Genomic DNA, 24,896 nt, shown 5'->3' with positions numbered 1-24,896 from the left:
TTTCGGATCGGGGCTAGGCGAGGCGGGTGTCGACGACCGCGAGGAGCTCACGCGGCGTCTTCGCATCGGAGGTGATGGACTCGGGGAGCTCGATCTCGTACTGGCGCTCCAACTTCGAGATCGCGTTGAGCAGCGTCAGCGAGTCGTATCCGAGGGCGTCGAAGGTGAGGTCGAGGACGTCCGGCGTCGGCTCGACCGGATCCTCGAAGTCGTTGCACTCGTTGAGCAGTTCGATCAGTGCTTCGAGAGTGAGCTTCTCCATCGGGAGGCCTTTCGTTCAGGTGGTCGGTTCAGAGAGAGGGGCCCGGGCGGAGCACCGTGTCGACCGATTCGACGAGGGCCCGCAGGAAGTCGGGGTCGAACGGCCCGTAGGTGCGCCGGCCCTCGGCCGAGCGGGGCGACATCAGGTGCCCGAGCCGCGGATGGATCGTCAGCTCGGACCGCAGGCCGTGCGCGAGCGCCGCGTGGTGCAGAAGGTGAGCCTGGCGGGGCGGCGTCGTCCAGTCCTCGGCGCCCACGTGGATCGTCATCCGGCCGGTGATCCCGGCCAGTCGGTGGTACGGAGCAGGCTGCGCGAACCAGTCGTGCCAGAAGGAGGCGGGCGCCGACTCGTCGCCGTGCTCGAGCGCCTGTCGCTCCCAGGTGTCGTACTCCAACGCGAGTTCGGCGCGGAGCAGTTCGAGGTCAACGGTCGGCCCGAAGCGGTCGACCAGGTCGAACTCCTCCCACCAGCCGCTGCGTCCCTTTTCGTCGCTCCTCGCCGCGACGAGGTCGACGATGCCGTCCGCGTCGGCGAATCCGCCCGCGCTCAGCCATTCCAGACGACGGTCCAGGCCCATCCACCGCTGGAACACAGGGCGTGCCTCGGCGCTCGGGGCGACGACCGCCAGGTGGCTGTCGCCCCCGAGGCGCTCCGCCGCGGCCAACGCCACTTCGGCACCCATCGAGACACCCAGCAGCAGCACGCGGCCGCTGTCCACGTCGGGGTGGGCCCGTGTCTGTTCGACCACCCGGACCGCGTCGTCGACAAGGCCGGTGAACGTGAACCGGGGTGAGCCCGCGCCGTCGCGGTGGTCCTCGCTCAGGAAGCGGGTGTCGAACGCGGCCGCGGCGAGTCCGGCCCGGACCAGGGCGGTACCCAGATCGTCGAACAGCCGGACCGGGCCGTTCCCGGACGCCTCGGCGGGAAGGAAGGCGTCCCGGTCCCAGGCGCCGAACGGATGCAGCAGAACAACCGCCGGGACGTCCCGGCCGGGCGGGATCTCGCTCGGTAGCCGCAGTACCGCGGTGCGGCCGTCGCCCAACGACAGGTCGTCGGTGCGTTCAGGGGCAGTGTTGTCGGTCATGTCCACCCCGCCTCAGACCCGTACGAGGCTGCAGAACCACTGCATGCCCCCGGACAGGCCGGCGAGAGCCACGAGGTCGCCGGGTGCCAGCTCGTCCCGGGAGTCGTAGACGCTCAGGCAGATCAGCTGGTCGGCGCAGCCGACGTGGCTGAGCTCGGCGGCGAGCGCCGCGTTCGTCCTCTCCAGCGGAATCCCGGTGGCCTTGGCGACGCCGGCCAGCGAATGCTGGTTGTCGTTCAGATAGATCAGGCGCTTGATATCGGACGACGACACGCCGGCCCGCTCGCAGGCGCGCTCCACGACGGCGGCCACCTGGTGATCGACGTCCTTGACGAACTGGGCGAGCTGCTCGGGTTCGCGACGGAAGTGCTGGTGGACCAGGGCCATCTGATCCACCTTGAGGTTCTCGCCGGCCGGAGCCGCGCTGCCGCCGTACTCGACCCGGAAGAAGTCCACGTAGCGCGGGTCCACGATCTGGTCGGTCGCAAGCCACTGCAGCCGGCCGTGTCCGCGCCGGACCACCGCGGCAGCGGCTCCGTCGCTGCCGAGGCAGGTGTTGTTGCGCATCCGGTTGATGTGCGTCTCGCTGACCCGGTGCACCGCGACCAGCAGGACACGCTGGATGTCGTCCCTGACCGCCATGAGCCCGGCGATCTGCTGGAGTGCGGTCACCGCGGAGGCGCACCCCTGCGTGGCGAGCAGGGTCGGCGTCGTACCCAGTTCGAGCTCGCGGGCGACCGCCGCGGAGGCGTCCCAGTTGAGGTACTCCGGGACTCCGCTGTCCGCGACCACCAGGTAGTCGATGTCCGACGCCGAGAGGCCGGCGGCGTCAAGGGCCTGACGGGCGGCGTCCGCCGCCATACGGGTCTGACCGACGCCCGGTGCGGCCCGATGGAAGGTGCGGTACCCCCAACGGATCACCCGGTCGGGGTCGTCGACGTAGGAGTGGGCCGTCTCGGCGACGTCGCAGGGCTCACCCAGAACGTGGGCGAGGGACTCGATGCCGAGTGCCACGGGCGCGTTCATGCCGTAACTTCCTTGGTTTCGTTGGTCTGTCGGACCGCCAGCACGAGAAGAACCGTCGTCTGCGTACCGGCGTTGATGATCATGGCGATCCACGCCCCCGTCAGCCCCAGGGGAGTCAGGACGAGCAGTGGTGCCAGGCAGAGCTGCAGGACCGCACCGGCCGTGGTGGACGTGGCCAGTGCCTTGCCCTGCCCGCCGCCCAGGAAGATGCCGCTCAAGGTGACGTTGCAGAGCAGCAGCGTGATGTAGACCGCGAGCCACGGGATCTGGCCGTAGGCCGCGGAACGGATCGCCGCGTCGCCCGTGACCGCGTCCACCGCGAAGCCGCCGAGGACCAGCACCAACAGGCCGCCGAGAAGGGACCAGGCGATGCCGAGCCGCACCGACGACGAGCGGCTCGCCGCGATCAGCACGTCGTCGTCGGCGCCGTTCGCCTGGGCCGCGACGATGGTGGCCGCCTGCCGCATCGCGTACGCCGCCATGGTGAGGAACAGGAGCGTCCGCGTGACGGTCCCGTACGCGGCGACCTCGTCCGTGCCGAAACGGGCCACCACTCCGACGATCAGCATGCCGGCGGCCATCCGTACCAGGAAGTCCACCCCGAGCGGCACGCCGGCCCGGAGGATCTCGCGGACCGGACCCGGTCCGGAGGCTGCCGACGCGTCGGGAGCGGCGCTCATCTCGCGCACCAGCGGAGACCGCCGGTAGAGCCACCAGGTCACCGCCAGTGTGACCGCGCGCGACGCGACCAGTGCCAGGGCCGCGCCGGCGACGCCGAGCTTCGGGGCGCCCAGCCACCCGTAGATGAGGATGGGGTCGGCGACGACGAGGATCACGTTCGACAGGATGGCCATGCGCATCGGCGTACGCGTGTCGCCGTTGGCCTTGAACGTGCTGTCCACCAGGTGCTGGCCGTAGAACACCGCTATGCCCGGCACCGCGATGGTGAGGAAGTCGACCGACAGCCTAACCGCCGACGCCTCGTCCGAACCGAGGATCAGTTTCGCCAGGGGCTCCCTCAGCACGAAGAGCACCACACAGATCACCGCGGTGACGCCGAGGGTGATGCGGAACGCGGCGCGCAGCACCGAGCGCAGCTGCCCGTACTCGCTCGCGCCGACGGCGCGCGACAGCACGATCGTCGTGCCGCCGCTGACCGCCAGGATGACGCTCATGAGCACGTTTTCGAGCGTGGCGCCCACGGTCACGGCGGCGAGCGCCGGCCCGCCGAGCTTCGCGATCCAGACGACCGTGATGATGCTGGCGATGACACCCGCCATGAGCTCGATGTAGACGGGCCAGGCGACGTTCAGCAGACGTGCCGGGTCGAGCCATCCCGTCACCGGCCTGCGTTTCGTCGGCGGGCTCGTTTCCACAGGTGAAGTTGTCATCGCGACGCGCTTTCCTTCGTTGATCGGAACCGTTGAGGTGCGAATGCCGCCGGAATTCCGTCGGTGCCGCCGACCATCAACGCGGTCATCAGGTCCGCCGCGACCGGTGCGAGCAGGAAGCCGTGTCGGTAGTGCCCGGTGCAGACGAAGGCGCTGGAGCGGCCCGGGATGCGTCCCATGATCGGCAGGTGGTCGGGGGTGTCGGGCCGCAGGCCCACCCGCGTCGCCGCCACCTCGTGGCCGGCCAGCGCCGGCACGAGCGCGACCGCCTTGCGCAGCAGCGCATCGGTCGCCCGCGCCGAGGGCCGCACGTCGAAGCCCGCGTGGTCCAGCGTCGCGGCGACGATCGTCTCGTGGCCGTCCCGGCCGGCCAGGTAGACCGGCTCTCCCCGCACCACGCCGCGGATGCCGTGCCGGAGTCCGGGGCCGCCGGTCGGATCCCGCAGCAGCACCACCTGGCCCCGGACCGGCGTGACCGGCCACTCGTGCAGCGTGGGCGACCACGCCCCGGTGGCGACGAGCACCGAGCCGGCCGAGACCTCGTCGAGTGAGCGGACCCGCCGGTCGACGTAGCGGACTCCGAGCGCCTGCCCGGCGGCGCGCAAGGCCTCGCGGACCCGCTGCGCGTCGACGTGGTGGTCCTCGGTGGCGAAACCGCCGCCTCGGCACTCGGCCGAGAGCAGCGGCTCCCGGGCCCGCAGTTCGTCGGCGTCCAGACTCTTGCACGGGGCGTCGAAGCCCTCCCGGAAGCTGTACATCGCGGCCAGCCGCGCGCGGTCCTCCACGGCGTGGGCGACGAGCAGCAGACCGTCGGCCGAGTACCCGAGGTCCATCCCGCTCGCGGCGGCGAGTTCCGCCGCGAACGCGGGCCAACCGTGACGGGCCTCGTGGGCGAATGCCAGCAGGGCGGGATCGGGGAAATCCGCCTCACTCACCGGCGCCAGCATGCCGGGCGCGACCGCGGAGGCCGTGCCGGGAATCTCGTCGTGGAAAACGTGTACGTCGAGCCCGCGCTGAGCGCAGCGCCACGCCACCGCGAGGCCGATGACTCCGCCGCCGATCACGGCGACATCCGGACGCCCGGTCATGCGGCGTGCCCGGCCGGATCCGGCTCACCGATCGTCAGGCCCCGCCCCAGGCTCGTGAGGACGTCCGCCAGCGCGCCGGCGAGGTCGAACCAGCGCTCCCGGTCGAGTGCTTGAGCGCCGTCGCAGAGCGCGGACGGCGGGTCGGGGTGGATGTCGAGGAGCAACCCGTCGGCTCCGACCGCCGCGGCCGCCAGCGCGAGCGGCTTGACCAGATGGCGGTGGCCGACTCCGTGGCTGGGGTCGACGACGACGGGGAGATGGCTCCTGTGCTTGACCACCGCCACCGCGCTCAGGTCCAGCGTGAACCGTGTCGCCGGTTCGAAGCTCCGGATCCCCCGCTCACACAGCACGACGTTGGGGTTCCCGGCGGCGAGCACGTACTCGGCTGCCTGCAGCCACTCGCTCACGGTGCATCCGAACCCGCGCTTGAGCAGTACCGGCCGCCCGGCCTGGCCGACGGCCTTGAGGAGGGTGAAGTTCTGTGCGTTGCGGGTGCCGATCTGGAGCACGTCGGCATGCTCGGCGACCAGGTCGACCGTCTCCGCGTCAACGACCTCGGTCACGACGGGCAGGCCGGACTCCGCCCTGACCTTGGACATGATCCGCAGGCCCTCGTCCCCCAGCCCCTGGAAGCTGTAGGGGGAGCTCCGCGGCTTGTAGGCGCCACCGCGCAGCGCCACGGCGCCGCCCGCCTTCGCCATCTCCACTGAGGCGGACAGCTGCTCATAGCTCTCGACCGCACAGGGCCCCGCGATCAACGCGAAGTCGACACCGCCGACCGTCGCCGACCCGCCGAGGCTGACGATGGACCCGAGCGGAGCGGCCGCCCGGTCGGTCAGCGGCACGTCGGAGTGGTCGGTCACCACCCGCTGCACCAGACCGGACTCGTGCAGCACCTCGGCCGGCGCAGGCTGATCGCCCGGCACGTACACCAGCAGCTGATCACCGAGCCGGCACATGGTCGTGCCGTGCGCGGCCGGAACGCGGGCGTGTATTCGCTCGCGCACCGCTTCTTCGTCGGCAGCCCTGCAGACAAGCAGCACCGAGACTCCTTTCAGAGGTGGGACACCTGATGTGGGTTCGAACAAGCTCAGTGCAGGAACCGGCCGCCGTCGACGACCAACGTCTGTCCGGTGACGCCGGTGGCGGCGGCGATCCCGAAGACCGAGTCGGCCACCTCGTCCGGCGTCACCACCCGCCGCAACGCGGTGGCGGCCAGGAGGCCGGCGAGAACGTCGGCGGGGAGCGAGTCGGTCATCGACGATGCGACCGGCCCCGGCGCGACGCAGTTGACCCGGATCCCCCGGTCGCCGAGCTCACGGGCAGCCGATCGGGTCAGGCCGACCAGGGCCGCCTTGGCGGCGGCATAGTGCGGACCGAACGCTCCGCCGGTGAACGCCGCGACGCTCGACAGGTTCACGACCGCACCGGCTGCCGCGGACAGCGCGGCCAGCAGCTCCCGCGTCACCGCGAACGGCACCTCGACGTTCAGCTGCATGCAGTCCCGCCACGCCGCGGTGCTCAGGTCGGCGTACCGCGTCGGCCTCGCCCCGCCGATGCAGTTGACCAGCAGATCCACGCTTTGCCACGGCAGCGCCGCGACGAGCTCGGCGGGACCGTCGTCGCGGGTCAGATCCACCCGGACCGTCGAGAGCGACGGGTGTGAAACGGCCGGGGGCCGCGTGTGGAACTGGGCGAGGACCTCCGCTCCCGAGGCCAGGGCACGGGCCACGACAGCGGTGCCGATGTCTCCGGACGCTCCGGTGACCACCACGTGCTTCATCCGGTCGGCTCCTTGTCCGAGAGCAACGCCTTCGGCTCCAGCAGAAAGCCGGTCAAACTGCCGTCGTGCGGAAGCTCCGGCCCGCTCGTCCAGGGGGCCAGCCCGCCGACCACGACTCGTCGGATCCGCGGCTCCGCCAGGGCGGCCGAGGGAAGGCCGAGGTCGTCGCTGAAGACCGACAACGCGAGCGTCGGGCCGAACGGCTCCAGACCATCGGCGGCCGACCACGGCGTGATGACGACGAAGGGGAACGGCAACTCGGTGCCGATGGACGGATGCCGAGGGTCGGATGTGCTGAGCACGACCGGGCGCGCGGCGTACGACCCGTCGGGCAGCGCGACCGGACCATCGTCGGCCGAGTGGCGCCGGAAGCCCGCCTGTTCCAGGCCGGCGACCGTTCGACGCAGCTGCGCGGCCTGCTCCGCGGAGACCGTCGGCAGCACGGCGTCGGGATGAGCCGCCGGAAGAGTCGGCGCATGGTCCAAACGGGCCGCCAGGACGTCGGCCACCTCCGCCGGATCCTCGCTGGTGCGGATCACCGACGTGTTGGTGCAGCGGACGCCCGCGTCCGCGGCGACGGAGCGGGCCAGCGCGTCGACGATGTCCGGCGACAACGACTGGTCCAGCAGCACGGCACTCCGGCCGGGCCCTCGCGTCAGGACTCGGGGGTGGTCCGCCCATCGGCTCACGGCAGTCGGCCCGCCGTACACGATGCCCAGGTCGGACTCGGCAAGGAGCCGCTCACCCAGATCGTGGGAACCGGGCAGGACGGACAGGCAGTGCTTCGGCAACCCGGCCGCCAGGAGAGCGGCCGCGAGCCGGAACGGCGTGAACGGGTCGCGCGTCCCCGGCCGCACGATCACGCCGTAACCGAGCGACAGCGCCCGGGCCCACGTCAGATGCGGGTCGACATGGTTCGACGGGGTCACGATCCCGAGGCTCTGTCCGCGCGGCACCCAGCGGACCCGGGCCGCCGGCGCCGGCAGCTGCCGCGCGTTGCTCTCCTCCAGCTGGGCCAGGCCGTCGCGGACGCTGCGCAGACCGTCGCTCACGACCCGGTACGGCAGGCCCGTGGCGGCCACCACACGGCGGCGGTACTCGTCGGCCGACTCACCGGCCAGCTCGGTCTCGGCGAACAGCTCACCCGCCCGGCTGAACACCGCCGACGGGACGGCCGCGCCACGCAGGCGCCGCAGAGCCAGCTGGAGCAGGAGGGTCGGAGACACTCCGACACGGGCCACCGGCGCACCGTCGACGCCGGGCAGGTCGGCGGTTTCGTCGCAGGCGAATGTCTCGCCGCCGACCAGCGGCTGCAGAATCGAAGGGCTCATCTAGTACACGCCCTCGATCACCTTCGCACCGGATGCCGGGCGGAAGGGCTGCACGTCGGCGAGGTCGTCGCCGTCGCCCGGCCGGCCCGAGGCGATCCGGACCGCGGTGTCGCGCTCCATCACGTTGGGCAGGAACAGATCCTTCGTCAGCAGGTGCACGAGGACGCGGCCACGCTCGCCGGGCGCCACCCGCTCACCCGTGTCCGGGTCCACCACCTCGACGACCGACCGGGGCTGGAAGGTCCGGAAGACGCACGGATGCGCGTCGCCGGGCTCGGGAGGCCGCTGCGGCGCGATGCCCATCAGGCTGTTGCCGTAGATTCCGCGCACCTCGGCGCGCGGGAAGAACTCGGTCTGGAGCAACCGCAGAGACGTGCTGCTGATGCTGGTGCCGCTCCAGATGATGCCGGTGACGCGGTCGGCCAGCATGCCGTAGAGCTTCGGGCGCGCACACAGCGCCTCCAGTACGGGCGGCGTGATGAACAGGACCCGTATGTCCTGCGACTCGACGATGGTCTCGACCTGGTCGAGGACATGCTGAATGTACTCGTCGGCCAAGGGCCGCCGATCGGTCCGGATCAGCAGCTTCACCCACCGCGGATCGAAGTCCACCGTGAAGAACATGGACCGGCGCAGTTGCGCCAGCCGACGCACGGAGCGGCCGACGATGTGCGGCCCTGTCGGCCCGATGTGCAGCCAGTGGCCGGCACCGCCGAACGCGGGCAGCACGGTCTCGACCCAGTCCACGCCCTCCAGCCGGGACCGGTGCTCGACGACGCGCTTCGGCACGCCGAGCGTGCCGCCCGACTCGTACACCTCGAACGGGCTGGCGGCCGAGCCGGCCGGTATCAGGTCGTCGACCGGGACGGTACGCAGTTCGTCGCTCAGGTCGGGAAACTTCCGCAGATCGGCGAACTCGTTGACGTCGCGGAGGGGGTCGAAGCCGAGGCTCTCCTTTCGCTTCAGCCAGAACGGCGACCCGGTCTCAGGGCTGAAATGCCACTGGAGGGTGTCCTGAAGATGCCTCGTCATGTCCTTGTCTCCGGTCATGCCGTCACCCGCTCGGCTGCCTTCAGCGCGTTCGCCACCATGTCGAGACCCTTCTCGGTGAACAGGGATTCCGGATGGAACTGCACGCCCTCGATCGGCAGGTCGCGGTGTCGCAGTCCCATGACTTCGCCGGCGTCGGTCCAAGCCGTCACGACGAGCTCATCCGGCAGGGACGCCGGGTCGACGGTCAACGAGTGATACCGCGTCACGTCCAGCGGGCTCGGCAGCCCGGCGAAGGCGCCGGTTCCCTGATGGAAAACGGGGCTGAGCTTGCCGTGCATCGGCAGTGCCGCCCGGACCACGCGCGCGCCGAACGCCTCCGCGATGCACTGGTGCCCGAGGCACACCCCGAGGATCGGCACCCGACGGCCGAACTCACGGATGAGTTCCAGTGAAATGCCCGCGTCCTGCGGCCCGCCCGGGCCGGGCGAGATGAGGATCAGGCTCGGGTTCAGCGAGGCGATTTCGTCCACAGTCACTGCGTTGTTCCGCACGACGCGGCACTCGTGCCCGAGTTGGCCGATGTACTGCGCGAGGTTGTAGACGAAGGAGTCGAAGTTGTCGATGATGACGATCACGCTTGAACCCCTGATCCGAGACTGACGGCGACGGCGCGGGCGGCGGCCCGAAGCTTCGCCACGCACTCCTCCCGCTCGGCGAAGGGATCGGAGTCGTAGACGATCCCGCCGCCGGCCTGCAGATGGACCTCGCCCTCATGCATGACGAGTGCGCGAATGGTCAGGTACAGGTCGGCATGGCTCACGCCGAACGATCCGACCGCGCCCGAGTACAAGCCGCGTCCGACCGGCTCGAGTTCGTCGATGATCTCCATAGCCCGCACCTTCGGAGCACCGGTCATGGTGCCGGCCGGGAAACTCGCGCGAATGAGATCGTCGGTGCGGCAGCCAGGGCGGAGCCGCCCGCGCACATCCGAAGTCAGGTGCATGACATGGGAGTAGCGCTCGACCTCCATCAGGCGCGGCACCCGTACGGTGCTCGGCGTACAGACCCGCCCGAGGTCGTTGCGGGCCAGGTCGACGAGCATCCGGTGCTCGGCCAGCTCCTTCTCCGAGGAGAGGAGGTCCCGCTCAGCCATGAGGTCCGCAGCGCGATCGGCGCCCCGGGGACGCGTTCCGGCCAGCGGCCGAATGAGAACGTCACGATCGGTGAGGGTGACGCACGGTTCGGGCGACGCACCGACGACCTCGAACTCGGCGCTGCGGTAGTAGAAGTGGTAAGGCGAGCGGTTGAACTCCGCCAACCGCCGGTACGCCGTCAGGCCGTCCGCCTCGGCGGGCGCCGAATACCGGGTCGACAGCACGACCTGGAAGATGTCGCCGGCCAGGATGTACTCCTTCGCCCTGCGCACAGCCTCCAGGTACTCGTCCACCCCGTGTCCGAAGGTGCCCACGCCGACCCGTGCCGGCGTCTCCGGGAACTCCTCGGCATCCCGGAGGACCCGCTCGACGCGCTCAGCGGCGCTCCGGGCCGCTGACGCCGTGGCGCCCCGGCCGACCACCGTGGTCCCGGTCCGGTCGAAACGGATCAACACCTCCGGCAGGAACATGTCGTAGGTCGGCAGACTCGTCGACTGCAGCGACAGCCACTCGAAGTCGGTGACCGCGTCGTACCCGATGCATCCGTACCAGCTGCGTTCGTCTAGCGCCGCGCCGGACGCGAACTCGAGGCCGCACAGAAAGTCGATCGCCGCCGTGACCGGAGCGGGCGCCGAGAGATCGCGCTCCGGCCCCACCCGACGGGCGACAGCCAGCTCACCGACCGCGAGCAGCACGACCGGTTCCGCCTCCGAAGCCCGGCAGCTGAGCATGATCCGGTCCGAGCCGCGCAGTGCGGCCGCCGCGAGGACCGCGTCGACGTCGGGTCCACGCAGCTCGTACCGATGCACGACATCGCCGGGGCGTAACCCGCTGCGCAGGAATCCGGGCGACTCCACGGTGGTGGCCATGTCAGCGACCCGCCACGGGAACGGCCGCGTCGGCGTACTCCACCGCCACCACACGGGCCGGCGCTGCCTCAACGCCGGCCACCTTGATCGGCAGGGCGAACAGCTGGACCACCGACTGCTCCAGATCGTGCAGGTTGGCCACGTACTCCAAGATCGGAATGTCGGCCGCCAGAAGCGCGTGGTGCACCGGCGACTCGGCATCACCGGGACGTTCGGTCAGGCAGTCGAATCCGACGAGGACGGCGCCGTTGTCGATGGCCCACTGCGCAGCCGACGGCGTCATGTACGGCGGACGGTCCCAGTAGTCCGCGGCACCCCAGTTGTGGCGCAGGTAGTCGGTGCGGATGAGGAGGCGGTCCCCAGGCGTCCACAGGTCGCCCACGGCCTTGTCCAGATCCTCGGCCGTCACCGGCTCCAGGTCACCCTTGTGCGACAGATCCGCCACGCACGCACGGCCGATCAGGGTCTCGAGCGGGACGTCCTCAATGCCCTCGGTCCCTGGATAGAAATGCAGCTTGTATTCGATGTGCGTGCCGTTGTGCGGAAAGATGTGCAGCGTGGAGAACGTACGGTTCGTGCCGTACGGATCCGTCTGCGGCGTCATTGCCCGGTCGAACGAGAAGGGCGGGAACCAGTCCGCCGGATACGAAGGCATGCCCTCGGAAAATCCGTGGGTCAGGTCGACAATACGCATTTTGTTCAGCCGTTCTGCTGGTGGTGGTCTACGTTGTAGAAGCCAGCCCCGTCGAGATATCTGATCGTGTTCAGATCCCGTTGCAGGACACCGTCTGACTCGTGGTGCAGCGTGACGGTGAGCGGATAGGTCAGATCATTCACGGTGGGCTGTATGGCACTCCCCGGCGCGACGAGAGTCCGTTTCGCGCGGAAGCTCGGCAAGGCCTCGATCTGCTCGAGCCCCCGATAGGAGACGAGCGTCCCGCGGTACGGCGAAGCCAGCGCCGACCAGGCAAAATAGTGCTTGAGCCGGTACGGCGTGCCGCAGCGCGCATCGAAGCGTTCCGGGCGGACATAGCAGTCGACGGTCCAGTCGAGCTGTGATTCGCCGATCGCCTCGGCCGCGAAGTAGGGCAACTCGCCGCCCGAAATTCGCGCGCCGATCTCGACCAGGCAAGGGCCGTCCGGAGTCATCTTGATCTCCAGGTGGGCCGGACCGAATGAAATACCGAGGGCGTCCAATACAGCAAACGCATACGCGGTCAACGCGTCAAGACCGGGCGCGTCCGGCTCCAACAGGACGCTTTCCACCAGCAGGTCTGTGATCCCATTCACAGACAGCCGACCGGATCCCCAGATGTCGGTGACATGGTGTCGCCCGGCACGGCTCACCGTGTTGACGATGTATTCCGCGCCCAGGAGATACTCCTGCGCCACCACGCCGAGATTCGGCAGCGAGAAGATGTTCTCCCGCCCCATGATCGCCGCAAGTGCGGCTGCGGACTGGTCGGGACCGTCGCAGAACGTGACGCCGTCGCCGGCGGCACTGCGCAGCGGCTTGACCACGATCCGGCCACCGACCTCCTGGTGCCACGCGCGTAGTTCCGCCTCGTCGGTCACGTGCACCTGCCGCGGCGTCCGCAGCCCAGCCGCCGCCACCTGCTCGATCATCTGGAACTTGTCCCGCCTGGTGGCGCTCAGCTTGGCGCCGTTGGTGTCCAGGCCCATCAACTCGCTGATCTCGTCAGCCAGTTCGACTCCCAGTTCGCTGCCGGTGATGACGGCAACCGGCTGGTACGCGGACAGTTGCCGGACGGTGTCCTCGATATCGCCCCGGTGGACCACATTCGTGACGTAGTCGCCGAGATCCAGCGGACCGCGGTACACCTCCGGGACCTCCGCCGTGCTCTGCAGGCGAACACAGGGATAACCCGCCTCCAGGAACGCGGGCGGTAATCCTCGCGCGGGAGCGTACGGATCGACCAATACGACATGCTTCATGCGATGTCTCCCACCGGCTCGGCGCTGATACGGAAGTCAGCGGCGGCAACTTGGATGGCTTCCTCGACCGTCCGGCTCGTGGTACCTCGGAACCGAAACCGGCCGCCCACGTGCTCGTAATAGGCGTCGGCCAACGGCAGCACTTCGCCCTGGCCCAACAGCGCCTCGGCGTACAAGCCGGGGACCCGCCCGCTCAGCGGGGTGACTTCGGTGATACGGCAGGGCCGCCGCGCCGGCGACGGCACCAACAGCCAGCCCGCAACGTCGTCGTTCTTCAGCACCGGCGAGTCCAGGGGCTCGCCCAGCTGTAGCTTGAGCGCCGCCGCCATCAGGTCGTACCCGTGGACCTCCCGCCACAGGAACGGGATCTCACTGCCCCCCACCCGAGCTCCGACCTCGAGGAACGTGCACTCCGGCTCGCCCGCGGCAGCTGCCGGCGCGACGAACAGCTCGAGGTGGAACACCAGCGGATCGGTGTCGAAGGCGCCGACGAAGCGCTCCGCGGCGGCGCCGATCGCCGACACGATCACCGGGCGGTCCTCCTCGACCGATCCCAGATAGTCGCCGGTTCGGAAGTCGAGGCAGTTGTTGACGTACCGGGAAGCGCGGAAGGCGGCGAGGCGTCCGTTCAGATACACCCCGTCCACGTGGTAGATCGGGTGCGGGTTGTAGACCTGGGCGAGCATCGGCCGCTCGGTGAAGTCGATCTTTTCCGCGTCGGCCGGCCCTTGCAACCGCGCGACGCCGTCGCTGGAGCTGCCGATCCGCGGCTTGACGATGACGGGCCAACCATGCTCCGCCGCGAAGGCGCGGACGTCGTCGGCGCTGTCGACCGCCGCGAGCGCAGGCACCGCAAGACCGCGGGCGGCAACGACCTCGGCCATCACGAGCTTGTCGAGGAATCGCAACGCCTGATCGGGCTGTGTTCCCTCGCATCCCCACTCGGCCCGCAGCGTCGCCGCCGTCAGCAGATCGTCCTCCTTCAGCGCGACGATCCGCCGAGGTGGCCCGTGCCGCTCCGCCAGCGCCGAGACCGCCCGGCGCACCGCCACGAGGTCGTCGGTGTTCGCGACGACCTCGACACCTGCCGCCAAATCGGGGACCCGGGTGAGACCGACCTCGGTCGTGATGTAACTGACGCGGTTGACGGTGTGGTCGAGCACCGCCGCGTAGTCGACGTACTCCGCCCGCCACCGATGGATGACCACCACATGGCCCTGGTCCGACGCAGCCGTCGCGCATCTTTCAGATCTTCGATCCACGAAGCCCCCCCCCCGTAGTGATCATCACTGCGCCGCGAAAGGTATACCGGGATTGATCAATCCCGCAAGCAACGAATCCGTGAACCGATCATTCCGGATTCAAGATCAAACCGGCCCCTTCAGGCGCGTATCGAGGCGGTCGTGACAGCGGCTCACCACACCCGACTTTTCCATGATCCACTCGGACTGCCGTCGCCCCGAGTCCACCCTCTGACGGACTGGCGCTCGCCGCGACCGGGGTTGCGCGGGGAGCCCGGACTGCCTGGCTCTGATGCCTAACTCCGTTTCACCAAACCCGTGTTCTGCACAAGAGGAACGACGCACTCGAGTTCCGGCGCCGGCGTGGGCCCGCATCCCTGCCCCTGCCGAGAACCTCGTCTTCGACCAGTGCCACGTCGACACAGACCTCCGCCCCGCCTCCGGGCGCGGCCCACCGACCCCCTTCGAAACCGTCGCCGCGACCCGGGCCACATGACCGCCCGCAAGGAGGCCGACGGCTTTCCAATTGCGTTTGCTAATGAAAACTCTCGCCTCTCCAGCGGCAGCATCGACGGGCACGACACGCGGGCGACCGTCCCGCAATCCCGGCCGTCGCCGTCGGGGCCCAGCCTCGACAGCGGCCGCGCCGTCGAGCCCGGATCCCACGACGGGCCCGTAGCCCTGGGCGCAGGCGCGCACATGCGCCGCCCCGTTCAATCGGCAGGCCACCGCCGGACCGGCACCCCGCCACCGGGCCGGCGGCGACCTGACCCTCCTGCCTTGCGGTCATGTCGAGGCAGGCGGCCACTCCCTGTTCTCCGCGGCCGCAGGCGGGGTCCGGCCCGCTGGCGACTGGTGGTGCTCCGTAGCCGCTCGTGCAGGTCAGGGACGCATTGGACACGCCAAGCGCCTTCTATCCGCTTGGCCGCAGGTCTCGAGCCCCTGCCGGGGGCACCACTGACGCACCGTCAGTGGATCACGCTTCCGCGGTTGAGCCATTTATCCGATCATCACAGCAAATCGGACTCCGCCCCTCCGCGGAGTGGGGAGCACTCGACTGTCACCGGCGGAAACCGGGGTTCCACAGGTGTCCGTCCCACATACGTCCCACGCGATCAGGGGTCTGACATCGATGCCCGGAGCGGGGTCCGGTGGCCGTGGCTCAGGTCCTTACCGACGCCCTGCTGAGCCGTCCTGCGACTGTTCTGTCCGGCCGCCGGGACCCGTTCTCCATGGCTCCGGCCACGTGGAGCATGAGCTGACGGGTGCTTGGCCGCAGGCCCCTTCAATGTCCTGTCCGAGCCACCGGGACACGAACCACGTCGCTGTCATCACCGACCGGGCGGCCAGGCCACGTCTCCGACGCCGAGTTCCCGTCCACCTCAGCCGGATGCGCCGCGGAGACCGCGTTCCTGAACGCCCACAGCACCGTGACCGCCGTCGGCGCCGCGGAATCCTCCTCCTACGGCCTCGAGTTCACCCGTGCTGCCCGCCACGCCGACGTCACCGCGATCGAGGCCAATCGGAAACCGCGGGTCAGGAGCCCTTTGCCGCCGGCTCAAGGATGGCAACGCACTCCACGTGATGAGTCATCGGAAAGATGCCGGCCTGAGCAGGTGCTGTGAAATACCAGGTCAGAGCGCTATGTCGGCTCTCTGCCTCCCTCTCCACGTGCGCAGAGGGTCAAACGAGCGTCATGACGACCGGCTCGTCACTTCCCGGGGACCGGACGGCTGCCACGACGCGGCCACTCGCCCGTGATCAGCCCGCTTCAGTCAAGGCCGCGTGCGCGGCGGCGAGGATCTCCCCGGAGAGCGGGGAGCCCTTGGTGGCCCGGGACAGGACCAGCGCACCGAACAGGGTGCACAGGCGGACGATGCCGTCCTGGTCGTCACTGGCCAGGAAACCGGCGAAGTCGGCCACCCCCTCGGCGTAGACGCGACGGGCCTCGCGCTCCCCGCCCTCGCGCGCGATGTCGGTGGCGAGCGCGGCGACCGGGCAGCCGCCCGCCGGGTCGTCGCGGTGCTCGACGGAGAGGTATGCGTCGAGCAGCGCCTGCTGGGCGGCGGCGCGCTGCCCATCGCGCCGCTCGAGCCCGTCGCTGTAGCGCTGGGCGAGCTCGGCGAAGGCGTGCGCGGTGGCCTCGTCGACGAGGGCCTCCTTGGAGGCGAACTGCTTGTAGAAGGCGCCGTGGGTCAGACCGGCCGCCTTCATCAGGTCGGCGACGCTGACCTGCATGCCCTGCTCCCGGAACAGCCGGGATGCAGTGTCCACCACCCGCCTGCGATTTTCCTCCGCCTGCGCCTGCGATACACGGCCCATGGTCACCTCCCATTTAGATGTCGACTGGCATCTATCATAGACCCATGTTTAGATTGTCTTCATAATCTAAACAGTTGCGGGTGGCCGTCGGCGCCCGCCACGGCCAGGAGTGAACATGGAACTGAGGAACGCGGTCGCAGTCGTCACCGGCGCCAACCGGGGCTTCGGGCGGCACCTGGCCGCCCAACTCGTCGAGCGCGGCGCGAAGGTGTACGGCTCGGCCCGACGCCCCGAGACGGCCGACGTGCCGGGCGTCATCCCGCTGCGGCTGGACGTCACGGACGAGGCGTCGATACGAGAGGCCGCGCGCGTGGCGTCCGACGTGACACTGCTGATCAACAACGCGGGCATCTCCACCGGCGCGACGCTCATCGGAGGCGACGTGGCTGAGGTGCGCCGGGAGATGGAGACCAACTTCTTCGGCCCGCTCGCCGCGACCCGCGCCTTCGCCCCCGTCATCGAGGGCAACGGCGGCGGCGCCGTGCTCAACGTCCTGTCCGCCCTGTCCTGGTTCCACCCGGCAGGACTCGGCTCCTACGCCGCGTCCAAGGCCGCCGCTTGGGCGCTGAGCGACGCGACCCGTGAGGAGCTGGCACCGCGCGGGATCACCGTCTCGGCGCTGCACGTGGGCTACATGGACACCGACATGGCCGCCGGCGTGCCCGCCGATCAGAAGGTCGCCGCCGCCGACGTCGCGGCCCAGGCCCTGTACGGCATCGAGACCGGCCTGCCCGAGATCCTCGCCGACGAGACCAGCCGGTACGTCAAGCAGAGCCTGTCCGCGGCACCCCAGCCGAACGTGGACTGACGCTCACCCCTCCACCCCGGCGCGACCACCCTCACACCCTTCATGCAAGGACATCTCGTGCGCTACACGACCTTCGGCCACCGGACCGGACTGCGCGTCTCCGAGTACGCGCTCGGCACCGCGAACTTCGGCACCGGCTGGGGCGCAGGCGCCGAGCCCGACGAGGCCCGGCGGATCTTCGACCGGTTCGCCGAGGCCGGCGGCACCTTTCTCGACAGCGCGGACGGCTACCAGTTCGGCGAGTCGGAGGAACTGACCGGAAAGCTGATCTCCGCCGACCGCGACCACTTCGTCCTGGCCACGAAGTTCACCCTCGGCGCGGCACCGCAGCCGGACATCTCCAAGACCGGCAACAGCCGCAAGACCATGGTCACCTCGGTCGAGGCCAGCCTGAAGCGCCTGGGGACCGACTACATCGACCTGTTGTGGGTGCACTTCCCCGACGAGCTCACTCCGATGGAGGAACTCCTGCGCGGGCTCGACGACCTGGTGAGCGCCGGCAAGATCCACCACGCCGCGCTGTCCAACTTCCCCGCCTGGCGCGTCTCGCGCGCGGTAACCCTCGCGGACCTGAAGAACTGGGCCCCGATCGTGGGCATCCAGCACGAGTACAGCCTCGTCGAGCGCACCGCCGACCGTGAGCTACTGCCCATGGCCGAGAGCCTCGGGCTCGGCGCAGCCCTGTGGTCCCCGCTCGGCGGCGGACTGCTCACCGGCAAGTACCGCAGCTCCGCCGAGGGGCGCCTGAGCGACCTGGGCATGGTCATCCACACCGAGAGCACCGGCCAGAAGACCGCCGTCGTCGACACCGTCCTGGCGATCGCCGACGAGACCGCCGTGACGCCCGCCCAGGTGGCGGTGGCCTGGGTGCGCGAGCGCGCCGCCCGCTCCGTTACCACGCTCGTCCCGATCATCGGCCCGCGCAGTCTCTCCCAGCTCGGCAGCTACCTCGGCGCCCTCGACGTCCAGCTGACCGACGAGCAGTACACCCGCCTGGCCGAGGTCAGCGCGGCGCCGCTCGGCGTGCCCCACGAAGGGATCGCCGCCACCCTGGACCGCCTCCAGGGAGGCGCCGCCGACCGCGTCACCGCCCCGGTCGTGCCGGTGGCCTGATGCGTGAACGCGGCTGAGGACGAGGTGCGCCCGCGCCGCAGCCAGGAGAGCAACACAGCTGTCTCGTACCGGGAGAACCCCCGGGGCGAGTGGAGACCCCGACCTTTCACGGACGGGAAACGGAACGGAGACGACGATGAAGGCTTTCATGGTCGAGAAGTACGGCGACCAGGCCGGGATGCGCGCCGCCGAAACACCCGACCCCCAGGTAGGTGCCGACGACGTCCTGGTCAAGATCCACGCGGCGGGCGTGAACCCGCTGGACCTCAGGATCCGCAACGGGGACTTCAAGGCGTTCATGCCATACCGCCTCCCGCTCATTCTGGGCAACGACCTCGCCGGGACGGTCGTCCGGGTCGGCCCGTCCGTCACCCGCTTCGCGGTGGGCGACGAGGTCTACGCCCGGCCCGACAAGGACCGTATCGGTACCTTCGCCGAACTCATCGCCGTCCACCAGGACGACCTGGCGCCCAAACCGGCCACCCTCACCATGGCCGAGGCCGCCTCCCTCCCCCTGGTCGCCCTCACCGCATGGCAGGCACTGGTCGAGCGGGCCCGCGTGCAGCCGGGCCAGAGGATCCTCGTCCACGCGGGCGCCGGCGGCCTCGGCTCCATCGCCGTCCAGCTGGCCAAGGCGCTGGGCGCGCACGTGGCCACCACCGTGAGCACCGCCAAGGTCGACCTGGCCAGGGACCTCGGCGCGGACGTCGTCATCGACTACCGCACCCAGGACTTCGAAGAGGTCCTCGACGGCTACGACGTCGTCCTCGACAGCCTCGGCGGCGAGAACCTCGCCAAGTCGCTGCGTGTTCTCAAGCCCGGCGGCACAGTCATCAGCGTCGCGGGCCCGCCCGACCCGGCCTTCGCCCGCGAACTGGATGCGAACCCGATCCTCCGCCTGGCCATGACCGCCCTCAGCTTCAGGACCCGGCGCAACGCCAGGCGCCACGGTGTGACGTACTCGTTCCTGTTCATGAAGGCCAGCGGCGACCAACTGCGCGAACTCACCCCCCTAATCGACGCCGGGAAGATCCGCCCCGTCGTCGACAGCGTCTTCCCGTTCGAAAAAACCCTCCAGGCCATGGAATACGTCGAGAGGGGACGGGCCAAGGCCGGCAAAGTCGTCGTCGCGATGACGTAAGGGTGAAAACGAGTCCCAGGCGCCAGTCACCCGCGACAGCGACAAGACCCTGCACACCCCACTCCCCCGCCACACCACCTCAGGACCCGGCCATGAGCACACAGTCCAGTTCACCCGCCCCGATGTCGTACAAGAACACGCCGAACCGCTCCGTGTCCGTGCGTGGCGTGACCTTCGCCTACCGGCGGCTCGGCCCGGAGGACGGCGTACCCCTGATCCTCCTCAACCACCTGTCCGCAGTCCTGGACAACTGGGATCCCCGCGTCGTCGACGGACTCGCCGCCCGGCGCCCCGTGATCGCCTTCGACAACCGCGGCGTCGGCGCGTCCGGCGGTTCCACACCCGACACGATCGAGGCGATGGCTCGCGACACCGTGCTGTTCATCCGGGCCCTCGGATACGACAGGGTCGACCTGCTGGGCCTGTCGATGGGCGGCTTCATCGCCCAGGTCATCGCGGCAGATGAACCCGATCTTGTACGCAAGCTCATCCTCGCGGGCACGGGCCCCGCCGGAGGCCCCGGCATCGACAAGGTCACAAGCCTCACCATCAAGGACACCGTCAAGGCCGTCCTGACCCGCAAAGACCCGAAGCAGTACCTCTTCTTCACCGACACCGCCGGTGGCCGCCGGGCAGCCCACGCCTTCCTGGACCGGCTCAGGGAACGCACGAACGACCGCGACAAAGCCATCTCGCTCTCATCGTTCCGCGCCCAGCTCAAGGCCATCCACCACTGGGGCCGCCAGGCACCGGCCGATCTGTCGCGCATCCACCAACCGGTCCTGGTGGCCAACGGCGAGAGCGATCGCATGGTCCCGAGCGTCAACACAGTCGACCTGGCGGCCCGGCTGCCCCAAGGAGAACTCGAACCCCTCTACCCCGATGCCGGACACGGCGGGATCTTCCAGCACCACGACAGATTCGTCCCGCGGGCGCTCGAATTCCTGGAACCGTAGCCAGCCGTCGGACAGGTCCATGGGCCCCTGCCCCGCGCTCAGCGAGACCGGCACCGGGAAATCCGTCCTCGCACATCGCCACCACTCTGGGAGCCCCGCCGACTGCGGCCTCCGCCTGCTGACCACGGCCGGACAGCTCGTCACCACCGGCCGTCGGTGAATGCTCCGCCTGGCCCGGCACGGGCCCTGGACCGGTCACACCACCACAGCCCTCGACCGGCTCACTCACGTGCCCGACCCAGGCTGACCAGCCAATTCCCCGTCCCCTGGACGGCACCTCACCACATGGAACTTCGAGGCCGACGCGCTGCTCGACGGGTTAAGCCCGACAAGTCGACTGACCCGCGCCATCTGATCCAGAACGACCACCTCACACTCCGTCAGAAACAGCGTCGACCGAGCGTCAAGACATTTCCCGAACCCGTCCCTGACGGCGTTGAGACACAGCGTTCTCGACCCACGCCCCACTACGAAGCCGCAGGTGAGACACGTAACGGAAACCTGCAACATGCTCCACCCGGTGGGCCTTCGGAAACATGTCGGCACAACCCGCCCGCAACCTGGGGAATCAGACAATGAGCAGGTCAGGAGCCCTTTGCTGCGGGCTCAAGAATCGCCACGCACTCCACGTGATGAGTCATCGGAAACAAATCAAACGCCCGCAACATCCGCACCCGATAACCCCCTTCCCGGAAGTACCCCAAATCCCGCGCCAACGCCGCCGGATCGCAAGCCACATACGCGATGCGCCGCGCCCCCAGGGACGCCAGATGCGCCACCGTCTGCCGGCCGGCGCCGGCCCGCGGTGGGTCCAGGACGATCAGATCGACCTCGGTGATCCCCGTACGCGGCAGTACCGACTCGACCTTGCCCTGCTCGATCCGCACTCGGTCGAAGTCGGCCAGGTTGTGCCGGGCGTCCTCCACCGCGCGCTTGCCGGACTCGATGCCGAGGACCGCGCCCTTGTCGCCGAGGCGGTCGGCGAGGGCACCGGCGAAGAGGCCGACGCCGCAGTAGAGGTCGAGGGCCATCTCGCCCTTGCGGGGCAGCAGGCCCTGCATGACCGCCGTCACCAGGGTGTCCGCGGCCTTCGGGTGGACCTGCCAGAAGCCGCCGCTGCCGACCCGGTGCGTACGGCCGTCCGCGCGTTCGCGGACGAAGGGGCGGCCGTGGACGCGGTGGACGCCGCCGTCCTTCTCGCCGACCCGCATCACCGAGACCGGCCGGTCCAGTTCGACGATCGGCAGGCGCCCGCCGGGCCTCGGCGTCAGGATCACCTGGCGGTCCTGCGAACCCGTCGCCGCGATCGCCTCGACGCCCGCCATGCCGGACCAGTCGCGCTTCTCGATGCCGAGTTCGCTGACGCCCTCGGCGGCGATCATGCAGTGGTCGATCGGCTCGACGTCGTGCGAGCGGTGCCGGCGCAGTCCGGCGTGGCCGTCGGCGTCGACGGCGTACTGCACGCGCGTCCGCCACTGCGGTACCTGCCCCGCGGGCAGCTTGTCGCCCTCGGCGGGCATCACCGTGCCGTCCCAGCCGATGTCCTCGGGCGTGAGTCCCGCGAGCCGCTGCAACTGCTCGGCGATGACCTCGCCCTTCATCCGGCGCTGCGCCCCCGGCTTGGCGTGCTGCCAGTCGCAGCCGCCACAGCGGCCGGGCCCGGCGAAGGGGCAGGGGGCCTCGATGCGGTCCTTGGACGCCGACAGCACCTCGACCGCGTCGGCGCGCAGGAAGCGGTCGCCTTCCTCGCCCTCGGTCACCCGGGCCACGACCCGCTCGCCGGGCAGGGTGTGCCGGACGAACAGGACCTGGCCGGCGTCCGTGCGGGCGATGCAGTGCCCGCCGTGGGCCACGGGGCCGATCTCGACCTCGTACTCCTCCCCCACCAGCGACTTCTTCTGTTCTGCCTGCATGGTGGGGTGACTCCAGATCGAGAGGCGGGACGGCGCGGCCCTCGACGGCGCTCTTCAGCGGCCCGGGCCTGACGACAACAGCCCACCAGTCTACGTGCTCCCCGCCGCGCCCCCGGACCCTGTCCGCACTGGGCCCCTGTCAGCACTGGACCCCCGTCCGCGCTGGGCCCGTCAGCGCTTGGCGTCCGGCTCGGCGGGCTCCTTCGCCCGCTCCTGGGCCGGTCCCCGCCGCACCGCTCCCGGCGCGTTCCAGTCCTGCCGCTTGCGGGCTCGGGCCTTCGCCGCCTCGGACGACTGGAGCTGGTAGGGCACCGAAGTCACCATGATGCCCGGCGTGAACAGCAGTCGGCCCTTGAGCCGGAGCGCGCTCTGGTTGTGCAGCAGATGCTCGTACCAGTGGCCGACGACGTACTCGGGGATGATCACGGACACGGCGTCGCGCGGGGACTCCTTGCGCAGCCCCTTCACGTACTCGATGATCGGCCGCGTGATCTCGCGGTAGGGCGAGTCGAGGACCTTCAGCGGTACGTCGATCCCGCGCCGCTCCCACTCCTCGCGCAGCGCCTTGGTCTCCGCCGGGTCGACGTTGACGCTGAGCGCCTCCAGAGTGTCCGAGCGCATCAACTTGGCGTAGGCCAGGGCGCGCAGGGCGGGGCGGTGGATCTTGGAGACCAGGACGACCGAGTGCACGCGGGACGGCCGCACGCTGTCGTCGCTCGGGCCCTCGGGGGCGGCGAGTTCCTCGGAGACGTGGTCGTAGTGGCGGCGGATCGCCGTCATCACGCCGTAGAAGATCACCATGCCGAGCAGGGCCACCCAGGCGCCGTGCGTGAACTTGGTGACGAGGACGACGATCAGGACCAGGCCCGTGAAGAAGGCGCCGAAGGTGTTGATCGCGCGGGAGCGGATCATGTGGCGGCGCTTGGCCTGGTCCTTCTCCGTCCTCAGCAGGCGGTTCCAGTGGCGGACCATGCCGGTCTGGCTGAGCGTGAAGGAGACGAACACGCCGACGATGTACAGCTGGATCAGGCGGGTGGAGTCGGCGCCGTAGATCCACACCAGCAGCATGGCCGCGCCCGCCAGCAGCACGATGCCGTTGGAGAAGGCGAGCCGGTCGCCGCGGGTGTGCAGCTGGCGCGGCAGATAGCGGTCCTGGGCGAGGATCGAGCCGAGCACCGGGAATCCGTTGTAGGCGGTGTTGGCCGCCAGGAACAGCACCAGGGCGGTGGCCGCGGCGAGCACGATGAAGAAGAAGCTGCCCTTGCCGAAGACGGCTTCGGCGACCTGGGTGATCACCGGGTTCTGGACATAGCCGGAGCCGACCGCGACGCCGTCCTTGATCAGGTCGACGGCCGGGTTCTCGGCCATGCGGACCTTGGTCACCATGGCGAGCGCGATGATGCCGCAGAACATGGTGACGGCCAGCAGGCCCATCATCGCGAGCGTGGTCGCCGCGTTCTTCGACTTGGGCTTGCGGAAGGCCGGGACGCCGTTGGAGATCGCCTCGACACCGGTGAGCGCGGCACAGCCGGAGGAGAAGGCGCGCAGCAGGAGGAAGACGAGCGCGAAGCCCGCCAGTCCCTCGTGCTCCGGTTTGATCTCGTACGACGCCGTGGGTGCCCGCATGGTGTCGTCGAGGACCAGCCCGCGGTACGCGCCCCAAGCGATCATGATGAAGACGCCCACGACGAAGACGTACGTCGGGATGGCGAAGAGGCCGCCGGACTCCCGTACGCCTCGCAGGTTCATCACCGTCAGCAGCAGGATCACCGCGGCGGCGCACTCGACCTTGTGCTCGACCACGAACGGGATCGCGGAGCCGAGGTTCTCGATGCCGGAGGAGATCGAGACGGCGACGGTCAGGACGTAGTCGACGAGCAGGGCGCTCGCGACCGTCAGGCCCGCCTTGGGGCCGAGGTTGGTGGTCGCCACCTCGTAGTCGCCACCACCGCTGGGGTAGGCGTGCACGTTCTGCCGGTAGGAGGCGACCACGGTGAACATCAGCACGACGACCGCGACCGCGATCCAGGGGCTGAAGTGGTACGCCGACACGCCCGCGATGGAGAGGACCAGCAGTACTTCTCCGGGCGCGTATGCCACGGAGGACAGCGGGTCGGAGGCAAAGACGGGCAGTGCGATGCGCTTCGGCAGGAGCGTTTCCGCCAGCCGGTCACTGCGCAGCGCGCGCCCGATCAGAATCCGTTTGGGCACGTCGGTCAGTTTGGACACAACAGAGAATCGTAGGCCCCCTGTCTGGGCCGGAGCACATCCGGGTGAAATCACGCGCGGCGCCGGGGTGAATTCCGTGCCGCGCTCGCGCCTTGCGCCGATCCGTCCGGCGCCCCCATGCCTCCATGACCTGCGCCTGAACGCTCATCACCCGCCTGAAACCACCGGGAGACCTCATGTCGCAGACGACCGCTCAGCTCGTCGGAGTCCTCGTCTCGCTCGCCGGCCTCGGCGTC

At 69.7% G+C, this 24,896-nt stretch carries 21 protein-coding genes; 4 read left to right on the top strand and 17 right to left on the bottom strand.

Features of this window, described 5'->3' with window-relative positions; genetic code table 11:
- Positions 1–13 precede the first annotated feature (13 nt).
- From AB5J55_RS31940 to AB5J55_RS31870, 15 genes are all read right to left on the bottom strand, one after another.
- The gene (locus AB5J55_RS31940; RefSeq protein WP_093910532.1) at positions 14–262 is read right to left on the bottom strand and encodes an acyl carrier protein; all 249 of its coding nucleotides are present in this window, start codon (positions 260–262) and stop codon (positions 14–16) included.
- A gap of 28 nt (positions 263–290) precedes the next feature.
- Positions 291–1,346 carry a CocE/NonD family hydrolase gene (locus tag AB5J55_RS31935; RefSeq protein WP_369273920.1) on the bottom strand — a complete coding sequence of 352 codons (1,056 nt, stop codon included), beginning with the start codon at positions 1,344–1,346 and terminating at the stop codon, positions 291–293.
- A gap of 12 nt (positions 1,347–1,358) precedes the next feature.
- Entirely contained in the window at positions 1,359–2,372 is a 1,014-nt protein-coding gene (locus AB5J55_RS31930; protein ID WP_369273919.1) for a 3-oxoacyl-ACP synthase III family protein, read from the bottom strand.
- Positions 2,369–3,763 (bottom strand): MATE family efflux transporter, encoded by a 1,395-nt coding sequence (locus AB5J55_RS31925; protein WP_369273918.1) that lies wholly within the window; start codon positions 3,761–3,763, stop codon positions 2,369–2,371. Before AB5J55_RS31925 ends, AB5J55_RS31930 begins: the two co-directional genes overlap by 4 nt.
- Positions 3,760–4,851, bottom strand: coding sequence for a glycine oxidase ThiO (gene thiO, locus AB5J55_RS31920; RefSeq protein ID WP_369273917.1), 1,092 nt, complete (start codon positions 4,849–4,851; stop codon positions 3,760–3,762). The genes AB5J55_RS31925 and thiO overlap by 4 nt, the downstream gene beginning before the upstream one ends.
- On the bottom strand, positions 4,848–5,894 hold the full coding sequence (aroF, locus tag AB5J55_RS31915) for a 3-deoxy-7-phosphoheptulonate synthase (RefSeq protein ID WP_369273916.1): 1,047 nt from the start codon (positions 5,892–5,894) through the stop codon (positions 4,848–4,850). The genes thiO and aroF overlap by 4 nt, the downstream gene beginning before the upstream one ends.
- A 47-nt stretch (positions 5,895–5,941) precedes the next feature.
- Positions 5,942–6,634 (bottom strand): SDR family NAD(P)-dependent oxidoreductase, encoded by a 693-nt coding sequence (locus tag AB5J55_RS31910; RefSeq protein ID WP_369273915.1) that lies wholly within the window; start codon positions 6,632–6,634, stop codon positions 5,942–5,944.
- A complete protein-coding gene (locus AB5J55_RS31905; RefSeq protein ID WP_369273914.1) occupies positions 6,631–7,965 on the bottom strand; it encodes an aldehyde dehydrogenase family protein in 1,335 nt (444 codons plus the stop codon). The genes AB5J55_RS31910 and AB5J55_RS31905 overlap by 4 nt, the downstream gene beginning before the upstream one ends.
- A complete protein-coding gene (locus AB5J55_RS31900) occupies positions 7,966–8,997 on the bottom strand; it encodes a phenazine biosynthesis protein (RefSeq protein WP_369273913.1) in 1,032 nt (343 codons plus the stop codon). It lies immediately after the preceding gene.
- Positions 8,998–9,011: 14 nt separating this feature from the next.
- Positions 9,012–9,593 (bottom strand): aminodeoxychorismate/anthranilate synthase component II, encoded by a 582-nt coding sequence (locus AB5J55_RS31895; RefSeq protein ID WP_369273912.1) that lies wholly within the window; start codon positions 9,591–9,593, stop codon positions 9,012–9,014.
- A complete protein-coding gene (locus AB5J55_RS31890; RefSeq protein ID WP_369273911.1) occupies positions 9,590–10,981 on the bottom strand; it encodes an anthranilate synthase component I family protein in 1,392 nt (463 codons plus the stop codon). Before AB5J55_RS31890 ends, AB5J55_RS31895 begins: the two co-directional genes overlap by 4 nt.
- A gap of 1 nt (position 10,982) precedes the next feature.
- Positions 10,983–11,675, bottom strand: a complete 693-nt coding sequence (locus AB5J55_RS31885) for a cyclase family protein (protein ID WP_369273910.1) — start codon at positions 11,673–11,675, stop codon at positions 10,983–10,985.
- Positions 11,676–11,680: 5 nt separating this feature from the next.
- On the bottom strand, positions 11,681–12,937 hold the full coding sequence (locus AB5J55_RS31880) for a biotin carboxylase (RefSeq protein ID WP_369273909.1): 1,257 nt from the start codon (positions 12,935–12,937) through the stop codon (positions 11,681–11,683).
- Positions 12,934–14,199, bottom strand: a complete 1,266-nt coding sequence (locus AB5J55_RS31875; RefSeq protein WP_369273908.1) for an acetyl-CoA carboxylase biotin carboxylase subunit family protein — start codon at positions 14,197–14,199, stop codon at positions 12,934–12,936. The genes AB5J55_RS31880 and AB5J55_RS31875 overlap by 4 nt, the downstream gene beginning before the upstream one ends.
- A gap of 1,740 nt (positions 14,200–15,939) precedes the next feature.
- Positions 15,940–16,500 (bottom strand): TetR/AcrR family transcriptional regulator, encoded by a 561-nt coding sequence (locus tag AB5J55_RS31870; protein ID WP_369273907.1) that lies wholly within the window; start codon positions 16,498–16,500, stop codon positions 15,940–15,942.
- 115 nt (positions 16,501–16,615) lie between these two features.
- On the opposite strand from AB5J55_RS31870, the gene AB5J55_RS31865 reads away from it, so the two are divergent.
- From AB5J55_RS31865 to AB5J55_RS31850, 4 genes are all read left to right on the top strand, one after another.
- A complete protein-coding gene (locus AB5J55_RS31865; protein WP_369273906.1) occupies positions 16,616–17,308 on the top strand; it encodes an SDR family oxidoreductase in 693 nt (230 codons plus the stop codon).
- 57 nt (positions 17,309–17,365) lie between these two features.
- Positions 17,366–18,421 (top strand): aldo/keto reductase, encoded by a 1,056-nt coding sequence (locus tag AB5J55_RS31860; RefSeq protein WP_369276349.1) that lies wholly within the window; start codon positions 17,366–17,368, stop codon positions 18,419–18,421.
- Between the two features lie 136 nt (positions 18,422–18,557).
- Positions 18,558–19,562: an NADP-dependent oxidoreductase gene (locus tag AB5J55_RS31855; RefSeq protein WP_369273905.1), complete on the top strand. Its 1,005-nt coding sequence runs from the start codon at positions 18,558–18,560 to the stop codon at positions 19,560–19,562.
- Between the two features lie 92 nt (positions 19,563–19,654).
- Positions 19,655–20,518 carry an alpha/beta fold hydrolase gene (locus AB5J55_RS31850; protein ID WP_369273904.1) on the top strand — a complete coding sequence of 288 codons (864 nt, stop codon included), beginning with the start codon at positions 19,655–19,657 and terminating at the stop codon, positions 20,516–20,518.
- Positions 20,519–21,102: 584 nt separating this feature from the next.
- Here the strand turns inward: AB5J55_RS31850 and AB5J55_RS31845 are convergent.
- Both AB5J55_RS31845 and AB5J55_RS31840 read right to left on the bottom strand, forming a co-directional pair.
- Entirely contained in the window at positions 21,103–22,431 is a 1,329-nt protein-coding gene (locus AB5J55_RS31845; RefSeq protein ID WP_369273903.1) for a class I SAM-dependent RNA methyltransferase, read from the bottom strand.
- Positions 22,432–22,602: 171 nt separating this feature from the next.
- Positions 22,603–24,660 (bottom strand): APC family permease, encoded by a 2,058-nt coding sequence (locus tag AB5J55_RS31840; protein ID WP_369273902.1) that lies wholly within the window; start codon positions 24,658–24,660, stop codon positions 22,603–22,605.
- Positions 24,661–24,896: the final 236 nt, after the last annotated feature.

The organism is Streptomyces sp. R11 (genome assembly GCF_041051905.1).
Lineage (GTDB): Bacteria > Actinomycetota > Actinomycetes > Streptomycetales > Streptomycetaceae > Streptomyces.
Note: the sequence above shows the minus strand (reverse complement) of the source record. Positions and strands in the feature narration are given on the sequence as shown.

Bases quoted from the DNA above. Each gene is read 5' to 3' on its own strand.
- AB5J55_RS31890 (WP_369273911.1), bottom strand. From the start codon at position 10,981: ATGGCCACCACCGTGGAGTCGCCCGGATTCCTGCGCAGCGGGTTACGC.
- AB5J55_RS31870 (WP_369273907.1), bottom strand. From the start codon at position 16,500: ATGGGCCGTGTATCGCAGGCGCAGGCGGAGGAAAATCGCAGGCGGGTG.
- AB5J55_RS31900 (WP_369273913.1), bottom strand. From the start codon at position 8,997: ATGACGAGGCATCTTCAGGACACCCTCCAGTGGCATTTCAGCCCTGAG.
- AB5J55_RS31910 (WP_369273915.1), bottom strand. From the start codon at position 6,634: ATGAAGCACGTGGTGGTCACCGGAGCGTCCGGAGACATCGGCACCGCT.
- AB5J55_RS31855 (WP_369273905.1), top strand. From the start codon at position 18,558: ATGAAGGCTTTCATGGTCGAGAAGTACGGCGACCAGGCCGGGATGCGC.
- AB5J55_RS31905 (WP_369273914.1), bottom strand. From the start codon at position 7,965: ATGAGCCCTTCGATTCTGCAGCCGCTGGTCGGCGGCGAGACATTCGCC.
- thiO (WP_369273917.1), bottom strand. From the start codon at position 4,851: ATGACCGGGCGTCCGGATGTCGCCGTGATCGGCGGCGGAGTCATCGGC.
- AB5J55_RS31845 (WP_369273903.1), bottom strand. From the start codon at position 22,431: ATGCAGGCAGAACAGAAGAAGTCGCTGGTGGGGGAGGAGTACGAGGTC.
- AB5J55_RS31925 (WP_369273918.1), bottom strand. From the start codon at position 3,763: ATGACAACTTCACCTGTGGAAACGAGCCCGCCGACGAAACGCAGGCCG.
- AB5J55_RS31940 (WP_093910532.1), bottom strand. From the start codon at position 262: ATGGAGAAGCTCACTCTCGAAGCACTGATCGAACTGCTCAACGAGTGC.
- AB5J55_RS31865 (WP_369273906.1), top strand. From the start codon at position 16,616: ATGGAACTGAGGAACGCGGTCGCAGTCGTCACCGGCGCCAACCGGGGC.
- AB5J55_RS31850 (WP_369273904.1), top strand. From the start codon at position 19,655: ATGAGCACACAGTCCAGTTCACCCGCCCCGATGTCGTACAAGAACACG.
- AB5J55_RS31930 (WP_369273919.1), bottom strand. From the start codon at position 2,372: ATGAACGCGCCCGTGGCACTCGGCATCGAGTCCCTCGCCCACGTTCTG.
- AB5J55_RS31885 (WP_369273910.1), bottom strand. From the start codon at position 11,675: ATGCGTATTGTCGACCTGACCCACGGATTTTCCGAGGGCATGCCTTCG.
- AB5J55_RS31935 (WP_369273920.1), bottom strand. From the start codon at position 1,346: ATGACCGACAACACTGCCCCTGAACGCACCGACGACCTGTCGTTGGGC.
- AB5J55_RS31880 (WP_369273909.1), bottom strand. From the start codon at position 12,937: ATGAAGCATGTCGTATTGGTCGATCCGTACGCTCCCGCGCGAGGATTA.